Annotated in this window: 8 protein-coding genes; 7 read left to right on the forward strand and 1 reads right to left on the reverse strand. The window is 68.9% G+C overall.

Annotation, left to right across the window (positions count from 1 at the left end; translation table 11 throughout):
• The first annotated feature begins 209 nt into the window (after window positions 1-209).
• Window positions 210-2102 (forward strand): RICIN domain-containing protein, encoded by a 1893-nt coding sequence (locus tag D7Y11_RS39215; protein ID WP_126936233.1) that lies wholly within the window; start codon window positions 210-212, stop codon window positions 2100-2102.
• Here D7Y11_RS39215 and D7Y11_RS39220 read toward each other — a convergent pair whose 3' ends face one another.
• Complete coding sequence (locus D7Y11_RS39220) at window positions 2103-2864, reverse strand: alpha/beta fold hydrolase (protein WP_126936234.1); 762 nt, start codon at window positions 2862-2864, stop codon at window positions 2103-2105. It lies immediately after the preceding gene.
• Between the two features lie 212 nt (window positions 2865-3076).
• Here D7Y11_RS39220 and D7Y11_RS39225 point away from each other — a divergent pair, with 212 nt between their 5' ends.
• The 6 genes from D7Y11_RS39225 to D7Y11_RS39250 all read left to right on the forward strand — a co-directional run bounded on the left by D7Y11_RS39225 (window position 3077) and on the right by D7Y11_RS39250 (window position 9518).
• A complete protein-coding gene (locus D7Y11_RS39225) occupies window positions 3077-4201 on the forward strand; it encodes a hybrid sensor histidine kinase/response regulator (RefSeq protein WP_120577964.1) in 1125 nt (374 codons plus the stop codon).
• 23 nt (window positions 4202-4224) lie between these two features.
• A complete protein-coding gene (locus D7Y11_RS39230) occupies window positions 4225-5853 on the forward strand; it encodes an ATPase domain-containing protein (RefSeq protein WP_126936235.1) in 1629 nt (542 codons plus the stop codon).
• The gene (locus tag D7Y11_RS39235) at window positions 5850-6206 is read left to right on the forward strand and encodes a response regulator transcription factor (protein WP_120577962.1); all 357 of its coding nucleotides are present in this window, start codon (window positions 5850-5852) and stop codon (window positions 6204-6206) included. The genes D7Y11_RS39230 and D7Y11_RS39235 overlap by 4 nt, the downstream gene beginning before the upstream one ends.
• 120 nt (window positions 6207-6326) lie before the next feature.
• On the forward strand, window positions 6327-7709 hold the full coding sequence (locus tag D7Y11_RS39240; RefSeq protein WP_120577961.1) for an MATE family efflux transporter: 1383 nt from the start codon (window positions 6327-6329) through the stop codon (window positions 7707-7709).
• Window positions 7710-7844: 135 nt separating this feature from the next.
• Entirely contained in the window at window positions 7845-9068 is a 1224-nt protein-coding gene (locus D7Y11_RS39245) for a glutathione-independent formaldehyde dehydrogenase (RefSeq protein ID WP_126936236.1), read from the forward strand.
• A 66-nt stretch (window positions 9069-9134) separates the two neighbouring features.
• Complete coding sequence (locus tag D7Y11_RS39250; RefSeq protein WP_120577959.1) at window positions 9135-9518, forward strand: two-component system response regulator; 384 nt, start codon at window positions 9135-9137, stop codon at window positions 9516-9518.
• Window positions 9519-9753: the final 235 nt, after the last annotated feature.

Here is a 9753-nt window from a genome sequence, read left to right on the forward strand (position 1 = left end):
TCCCCACCCCGGACGCCCCCGGCGCCGCGATGAGCGCCGAGGCTCCCCTGCTCCAGTCCCAATTGGAGCGACTGGCGCGCCAGCTCACGGTGCTCCACACCGCAGCCGTCCGCCGCCTGGAGGCGCCCCCTCAGCCATCCAAGATTAACGAGCCTTAGCAGAACAGTCTGAATAGACTGCGGGACTCCCTCTTGGTGTCTGGAGTCCCCATGTCCCCCTGGTTGTCCCGCGTCCCCCTTCAGGGTCTGCTGCTGGCCGCCTCCACCCTCCTGCCGCCCGCTGCGAGCGCGGCGAACGAGACCGTGCGGGTGTGGCTGACGACGTCGTCCGGCAGCACGCTGTCGAAGAAGCTCAACGCCGAGGCGAACAAGGCGTTCGGTCCGGAGACGGGCAGCGCGACGGCCATCGACGTGAACGAAGGCGTGACGTACCAGACGCTCGATGGGTTCGGCGGCGCGCTGACGGATTCGTCCGCGTGGCTCATCTTCAACTCGCCGCAGCGCACGGCCATCATGAACGACCTGTTCAGCGTGACCGCGGGCGCGGGCCAGAGCGCCATCCGTCTGCCCATGGGCGCGTCCGACTTCGCGCGCAACAACTACACCTACGACGACACCTGCTGCGATTTGAACGACTTCTCCGTGGGCCACGACACGGCGTACATCCTGCCGCTCTTGAAGCAGGCGCGCGCCATCAACCCGGAGGTGAAGATCTTCGCGCTGCCGTGGAGCGCGCCCGCGTGGATGAAGTTCAACAACTCGCTCACCGGCGGCGGCTACCTGCGCAACGACCTGTACGGCACCTACGCCAACTACTTCGTGCGCTTCGTGCAGGCCTACCAGACGAACGGCGTGCCCATCCACGCGCTGAGCCTCCAGAACGAGCCGCACAACGCCAACGGCGGCTACGCGACCATGCAGATGGAGTCCAACGACCAGTCCATCTTCGCCGCGCAGCACCTGCGCCCCGCGCTCAACGCCGCGGGCTTCAACGGCGTGAAGGTGCTGGCGTGGGACCACAACTGGCACGACGGCACGGGCCCCGCGGGCTACCCGCATGAGGTGATGGCCTACAACGGCGGTCAGGCGCAGAGCGCCGTCGCGGGCGTGGCGTACCACTGCTACGAGAGCCCGGAGGGCAGCTACAGCGTCCAGTCCGCCTTCCACGACGCGTACCCCGCCAAGGAGGTGCACTTCACCGAGTGCACCGGCGGCTTCTGGGCCACCAACGCCGCGGCGAACCTGGAGTGGGCGCTGCAGAACAACCTCTTCGGGCCGCTGCGCCACTGGTCGCGCACGTCCTTCTACTGGAACCTGGCGTTGGATCCGAACCACGGGCCGCGCGTGGGCGGCTGCGCGGACTGCCGGGGCATGTTCACCGTGGACAACGCCGCGGGCACTTACACGCGCAACGAGGAGTACTACGCGTGGGCGCACCTGGCGAAGGTGGTGCGGCCGGGCGCGGTGCGCGTGGGCGCCACGTCGCTGGGAAACAACAACATCGAGACGCTCGCCTTCCGCAACCCGGACGGCTCGCGCGCGCTCATCGCGCTGAACTCGAATGACGGCGCCACGCTGTCCTTCAAGGTCCGCTGGAACGGGCAGTCCTTCGAGTACACGCTGCCGCCGCGCTCGGTGGCGTCCTTCCAGTGGGGCGGGACGTCCGGTCCGCAGGGGCCGTGGTACCGGCTGATCAACAAGGCCACGGGCAAGTGCGTGGACATCGTGGGCCCGTCCGCGGCGGACGGCACCGGGCTGCACCAGTGGGCGTGCCACACGGGCGCAAGCCAGCAGTGGTCCCTGGTGGCGACGGACAGCGGCTACTCGCGGCTGGTGTCGCGCTACAGCGGCAAGGCGGTGGACGTGGCGGACGTGAGCGTGGCGGACGGCGCGCGCGTGCAGCAGTGGTCCTGGGCGGGCGGCGCCAACCAGCAGTTCAAGCCGGTGGCCACCACCGGCGGCTACTCCCGCTTCGAGGCCCGCCACAGCGGCAAGGTGCTGGACGTGAGCAACTGCTGGAGCAGCGGCGACGGGGCCACCGTCCAGCAATGGGTCTGGTCCAACAACGACTGCCAGCAGTTCCGCCTGGAAGCCATGCCCTGATCAGGGCACCGTCGCCAGGAAGCCGTCGAGCAGGGTGTTCACCTGCTCGGGGGCGTCCAGCTGCACCCAGTGCCCCGTGCCCGTCACGAGTTTCGAGGGAAGACTCGGGACGAGCACGTGGTACGCGCCGGGAGTCTGGTTGAGCGGCGTGATGACGGACAGGGCCGGTCCCCGGTAGCGCTTCAGCGCGGTGACGGGATCGAACTTCAGCAGCGCGCCCATGGCCGCCTTCACCGCCGCGCGCTGCGTGCGCCGCAACTGCCCCAGCACCTGCTCACGCACCTGGGGCGTGGACGGCGCCAGCAGCGTGCCCCAGTACTGCTCGATGACCTGCGTCCAGCCGTCGGTGTCGAGCGCGGCCATCATCCCCTCGGCCGCCTCCTTCGGAACCTCGCGGCCGTCGGACGCCGGGTCCAACAGGAAGAGCCCCGCGACGCGCTCCGGGTGCGCCGCCGCGTACGCCACGCACACCGCGCCGCCCAGGCTGTGCCCCACCAGCACCACGCGAGGCAGCCCCAGCCCGTCCACCACGGTGGCCACGTCCTGCGAGAAGTCCTCCACCGTGAAGTCCGCGTCCGACGTGAGCGTGGACCGGCCGTGCCCCCTGAGGTCCAGCGCGACCGCGCGGCGCTGCTTGCGCACGCGCTGGAGCTGCGCGGCCCACTGCCGCGTGTCTCCACAGGCCGAGTGCACGAACACCACCGGTGTGCCCTGCCCCGTCCCGCCATCGTCCACGAACACCTCACCCGCCGTACCCTTCATGTCTTCGTGCCTTTCCGGGCCGGAAATCCGGCCCCGCGTCGCGTCCGGCATCCTGCGCCCGGCGGCCCGCCTGGGAAGAGGCTGACGTCTCCAGCGCCGGATCCGTCTGGGGGATAACACCCGGCGAAACGCCCGCGCGCTCCCCCCAATCTTTTTCGCTGCCGGTGGTTCCATTCGCCGCTCGCGCCCCCACTGTTCCCGCGGCACCGCCCGTGAATTCCTCCGACGCCAAGAACGCCCAGGCTGGCCGCACCGCCGTCACGGTCCTCAATGTCAATGACGACCCGGCGACGCTGTACCTGCTGAGCCTCACGCTGAAGCAGGGCGGCTACCAGGTGCTCGAGGCCACGGGAGGGCGCGAGGCGCTCCGGCTCGCCCAGGGGCAGCCCGACCTGGTGCTGCTGGACGTGCACATGCCGGACATCGACGGCTACGAGGTGTGCCGCCGCCTGCGCGCGGACGAGGCCACGCACGACCTGCTCATCGCCCACCTGTCGTCCGTATCCGTCAAGCGCGAGGACCGCGTGCGGGGCCTGGCCCAGGGCGCGGACGCGTACTGGACGCGACCCCTGGCGGAGGACGAGCTGCTCGCGAACATCGAGGCGATGCTGCGCCTGCAGACCCGCGCCCGGGACGCCGTGCGCGCGCGCGACCGATTCCTCAGCATCGCCGCGCATGAGCTGAAGACGCCCCTCACCGTGCTGCGCCTCAACCTGGAGCGCGCGGTGGAGATGGTGGTCAACGACGCGGACGCGGGCGGCGCCATGGGCAAACGCCTGACGCCCGCGGTGCGTCACCTCACGCGGCTGCAGACCCTGGTGGACAACCTGCTGGACGTGTCCCGCCTGTCCACGCAGGGCATGGCGCTGCAGGTGGACACGGTGGACTTCTCCCAGCTGGTGCGCGAGCAGGTGGAGCGCTTCCAGGCTCCGGCCCGCAGCGCGAACGTGGCCCTGACCGCGGAGCTGCCGGACGCTCCCGTCCTCCTCTTCGGAGACGCGCGCATGCTGGAGCAGGCCGTGGGCCACCTCCTGTCCAACGCCGTCAAGTACGGCGAGGACCGGCCCGCGAAGGCGCGCCTGTCCATGCACGAAGGCCACGCGGTGCTCGCCGTGGAGGACCAGGGCGTGGGCATCGCGCCGGAGGACCAGGCGCGCATCTTCCGCCGCTTCGAGCGCGTGCCGGCCCCGGGCCGCTTCGAGGGCCTGGGCCTGGGGCTCTACCTGGCCCAGGAGATCGCCGCCGCGCACGACGGCACGCTGAGCGTGAAGAGCGCCCCGGGCCAGGGCGCGTGTTTCGAGTTGAGGCTGCCCCTGCATCGCACCCAGCGGTACTGACGCATCCACAGGGAGAACGATTCGTGTCGAACACCGAAGACGCTGACGGCAGCACCCCGTCCAGCGAAGGCAAGAGTCCGACGAAGCGCCTTGTCACCAATGTGCCCCGGCTGGACTTCATCACCAAGGGCGGCCTCATCCAGGGCTCGTCCTACGCCATCATTGGCCCACCGGGCTCCGGCAAGACGGTGCTGGCCAACCAGATCGCGTTCCAGCACGTGAAGAACGGCGGCAAGGCGCTCTACGTGACGCTGCTGTCGGAGTCGCATGGGCGCTTGCTGGAGAACCTGTCGCAGATGACGTTCTTCGACCCCGACGTCATCCCGGACCGGCTCCAGTACCTCAGCGGCTACCGCGACCTGGAGCGCGACGGGCTCAAGGGCCTGCTGGAGCTCTTGCGCAAGAACGCCCAGGCGCACGGCACCACGCTGCTCATCATCGACGGCATGGACGCGGCGAAGGAGTTCGCCCCCTCGGACCAGAGCTTCAAGCGCTTCCTCCAGGACCTGCAGGCCTTCTGCAGCATCCTGGGCTGCACCACGCTGATGCTCGCCCCGCACCACGAAGGGGAGATCCACCCGGAGAACACCGCGGTGGACGGCATCTTCGAACTGTCGCTGTGGCTGCACGGGCCGCGCGCGGTGCGTGAGCTCATCGCCATCAAGTTCCGCGGCGGGCCATCCCTGCTGGGCCGCCACGAGGTGGAGATCAGCAACCAGGGCATCCTCATCCACCCGCGCACGGAGGTGCAGTTCGCGCACCCCGCCGCGGAGGGGCGCGAGGACCGCATCCGAATGCCCTTCGGCATCCCCCGCCTGGACGAAGCGCTCCGGGGCGGCGTGCTGTCCGGCTCCACCACGCTGCTGCTGGGCGCGCCCGGCACGGGCAAGACGCTCCTGGGGCTGCACTTCCTCCTCGAGGGCGCGCGCGCGGGCCAGCCGGGCGTCTACTTCGGCTTCTTCGAGACGCCGCCCCGCCTCATCGAGAAGGCCGAGGGCACCGGCATGGGGGACCTCAAGAAGTACGTGGACGAGGGCCTCATTGAAATCCAGTGGCAGCCGCCGCTGGAGCACAACATGGACTCGCTGGCGGAGCGGCTGCTGGAGCGCATCGAGGAGCGCAAGGTGGACCGGCTGCGCTTGTTCATCGACGGCGTGGCAGGCTTCCGCTCCGCGGCGGTGTACCCGGACCGCCTGGGGCGCTTCTTCTCCGCGCTCACGCACCAACTGCGGATGATGGACGTCACCACGCTGTACTCGGATGAGACGCCCCTGTTCAGCCCCGGCGTGGAAATGCCCCAGCCGGAGGCCGCGTCCACCGTGGAGAACGTCATCCTGGTGCGCTACGTGGAGCTGCGCTCGCAGCTCTACCGGCTGCTCTCCATCATGAAGATGCGGGAGAGCGCCTACGACAGCGGCATCCGCGAGTTCTCCATCAGCGAACAGGGCATCGAGGTCGCGGGCACCTTCGAGAGCGCGGAGAGCATCCTCACCGGCCACGCTCGCCTGACTGGCGGCGAGAGCTCCCGCTCCGACCGCGTGAAGGCCCCCCTGGGCCCGAAGAAGAAGAAGCAGGCCCGCAAGGCGCCCGCGAAGAAGAAGCCGGCCTCGAAGAAGGCTCCGGCGGGCACGTCCCGGCGGAGGCGTTCATGAAGACCGTGCTCGTCGTGGACGACGAACAGGACATCGCCGAAGCCATCCAGGCCATCCTGGAGGAGGAACAGCTGCGCGTCGTCGTCTGCGGCAACGGCCGCGAGGCGCTGGCCAAACTCAAGGAGGAGAAGCCCGACCTGGCCATCATCGACGTGATGATGCCGGTGATGAATGGCTACGAGACCATCGACGCCATCCGCAAGGACGGCACCCACCACTTCCCCATCCTCGTCATGAGCGCCATCCAGCCGCCCAAGGCCAAGATGGAGGAACAACAGTGGGCCGGCTTCCTCAAGAAGCCGTTCTCCCTGCGAGACCTGGTGGACACCGTGGAGCGGCTGACGTCGTCGTAGGTGTCACTCTCACGATTTCAGCTCAAAGCACCCGCGGCGGGCAGGCAGCCGTCGCGGGTGCTTCCGGTTGAAATCGAAAAATCGCGCGCGCACAGTGGGTCCACCTGACGCGACGCATCCATGCCCACTGAAGTCGAGCCGACACCCTCCCGCGAGCCGGGCCTGTTCCGCCTCACCTGGCCCATCTTCTTCGAAATCTTCCTCTTCATGCTGATGGGCACGGCGGACACGCTGATGCTCAGCGGTGTGTCGGACGCCGCCGTGTCCGCGGTGGGCGTCGTCAATCAGTACGTCTTCATCTGCATCCTGGTGATGGAGGTGGTGAGCCACGGCGCGTCCATCGTCGTGTCGCAATATCTCGGTGCGAAGCGAAACGTGGAGGCGGCGCGCATCGCGGCGCAGGCCATCACGATGAACTTCCTGCTGGGCCTGGCGGTGAGCGGCGGGCTGCTGTTGTCCGCGGACTCCATCCTGGGACGGATGAACCTGGAGCCCCAGACGCAGGCGTACGCGAGCACCTACTGGCACATCGCGGGCGGCTTCCTCTTCCTCCAGGCGCTCATCAACGTCTTCTCCAGCCTCATCCGCACGTACGGCTTCACGCGGCAGTCCATGTACGTGGCCATGGGCATGAACGTGGTGCACGTGGTGGGCAACTGGGTGCTCATCTTCGGGCACTTCGGCATGCCGGCGCACGGCGTGGCGGGCGCGGCCATGTCCACCGTCTTCAGCCGCGCGATGGCGGTGGGCGTCTTCGCGTGGATGCTCTGGCGGGTGATGGACGTGAAGATGCAGCCCACGAACTTCGTGGCGCTGACGCGCGAGTACGTGCGGAAGATTCTCCGCGTGGGCGTGCCGTCCGCGGTGGAGCAGATGACGTACCACGCGTGCCAGACGGTGTTCCTGTACTACGTGACGTACCTGGGCCCGGTGGCGCTGGCGTCGCGGCAGTACGCCAACGCCATGTCCCAGTACGTGTTCCTGTGCAGCCTGGCCATCGGCATGGGCACGTCCATCATCGTGGGCCGGCTGGTGGGCGCGAAGCGCTCGCAGGACGCGTACGCGCGCGTGCTCAAGAGCCTCAAGTGGAGCATCGGCATCACGGTGGCGGTGGACGTCACGGCCATCCTCTTCCGCGAGCCGCTCATCCGCCTCTTCACGCACGACGGCGACATCCTGCGACTGACGTCACAGGTGTTGGTGCTGAGCCTGCTTTTGGAGACGGGCCGCTCGTTCAACCTGGTGCTGGTGAACGCGCTGCGCGCCGCGGGCGACGCCACCTTCCCGGTCATCATGGCGATGATCTCCATGGTCTGTATGAGCCTGCCCCTGGGCTACTACCTGGTGTTCCACCTGCAGCTGGGGCTCGCGGGCGTGTGGCTGGCGGTGGCCGCGGATGAATGGACGCGCGGCCTGGCCATGTGGCTGCGCTGGCGAAGCCGCGCGTGGGAGCGCCAGTCGCTGGTGTCTCCGGCGGAGGCGCCGGTGGTGATGGCGCACTGAGGAGGGCTTGAACGCGCGCCCGCCCTGCACGCCTGTACGGGGCAGCCGGGCGCGCTCATTCTCCGGCCCCTTCTCCTGGACGCGGCGCATCCCACTATTGGTGGGCCTCATTACGGACCCACCCAGGAGAAGCCCATGCTCGCAGTCGTCTACAAGGCCAACAGCCAGGTGAAGGTGGAGGAGGTGGAGGATCCGAAGATGGAGTCCCCCACCGACTGCATCATCCGCGTCACCTCCGCCGGCATCTGTGGCAGTGACCTGCACATGTACGAAGGTCGCACCGCGTCCAAGGCCGGACAGGTGTTCGGCCACGAGAACATGGGCGTCGTGGAGCAGGTGGGCCCTGGCGTGACGAGCATCAAGAAGGGCGACCGCGTGGTGCTGCCCTTCAACATCGCCTGCGGCACCTGCTTCGACTGCGTGCGCGGCCGCACCGAGGCGTGCCTCGTCGCCAATCCGGAAGCGCCGCACGCGGGCTACGGCTACGCGGGCATGGGCCCGTACCGCGGCGGACAGGCGGAGCTGCTCCGGGTGCCATGGGCCGACTACAACTGCCTGAAGATCCCCGGGAAGCCGGGCGATGACCTGGAGGACGACTTCCTGCTGCTGTCGGACGTGTTCCCGACCGCGTACCACGGCACCGAGCTGGCGAACGTGCGGCCGGGCGCCACCGTGGCCGTCTTCGGCGCGGGGCCTGTGGGCCTGCTCGCCGGCTACTGCGCGCTCTTGCGCGGCGCCTCGGAGGTCTACGTGGTGGACAGCGTCCCGGAGCGCCTGGCCAAGGTGAAGGAGATGGGCGCCATCCCCATCGACTTCACGAAGGGCGACCCGGTGAAGCAGATCATGGACCTGCGCCGCGGCAACCCGCTCATCATGGGCGCGCTGCGCTCCGGTGAGGAGAAGGCCATGGGCGTGATGTGCGGCATCGACGCCGTGGGCTACCAGTCGCGAGACATCAAGGGCGCGGACGCGCACGGCGGCCGGGAGAAGCCCACCCAGGTGCTGGAGCAGCTGGTGGAGCTGGTGAACCCCACGGGCTCCATTGGCGTCGTGGGCGTCTACCTCGCCCCGGACCCCGGCGCGAAGGATGAGAACGCCAAGCAGGGCATCTACCCGCTGCCCTGGGCCAAGGTGTTCGACAAGGGCATCACCGTGGGCACCGGCCAGACGCCGGTGAAGCGCTACAACTACTTCCTGCGCGACCTCATCATCGCGGGCCGCGCCAGGCCGAGCATGATCGTCAGCCACCGCCTGCCGCTCCAGGACGCGCCGGATGCGTACAAGAAGTTCGACGCACGCAAGGACGGCTACACCAAGGTCATCCTCAAGCCCCAGCTTGGCCCCAAGGCTCGCGCTTAGGGGTCCCCTGTCCCCAGGTCCAAGGCCCGGGGTGCACACGCCCCGGGCCCGGCGGTATATGATCTGATGGTGGTTGCCCTGGACAAACCCTCGACCGTGCTGGTGGTCGAAAGCTACGACGACCTGCGCGAGGCCCTGGTGGCCCTCCTCGTCTTGGAGGGCTACACGGTGCTGTCCGTGGCCACGGCCACGCAGGCGTTCGAGGTGTTGTCCCAGCACCCGGACATGCCCTCGCTGGTGCTGCTCAGCCTGATGCTGCGCAACCCGGAGGACCAGCGCTTCCTCGTCCGGCTGCGGAACCTGGACCTGACGTCGCGGCTGCCGGTGCTGGCGCTCACCGCGGATCCGGACCTCCAGGCGGCCCCGTCCGGGACGGTGGGCCTCTTGGGCAAGCCGGTGCGCACGGAGGTGCTCCTGGCCGCCGTGGACCGCTACCGGACCCGGCACTGAAGGCCCTCGTCAGGGGCGGATGTAGGCAGGAAAAGGCCGCAACCGCGGGCGGCAAGGGTCGATAATCCATCAACGTCCACCGTCTCGGTGGTTCGAGGGGGAGACCCGACATGTCCAGAATCGGTGAGTCGATTGGCGGCGCCATCGCGGCGCGAGTGCAGCAGGCGCTGACCCCGCAGGTCCGCCCCACCCCGCCGCCTCCGGCCGCTCCGGTCGCGTCGCGTCCCTCCGACAC

The organism is Corallococcus sp. AB018, assembly GCF_003986945.1.
Taxonomy (GTDB): Bacteria; Myxococcota; Myxococcia; order Myxococcales; family Myxococcaceae; genus Corallococcus; species Corallococcus exiguus.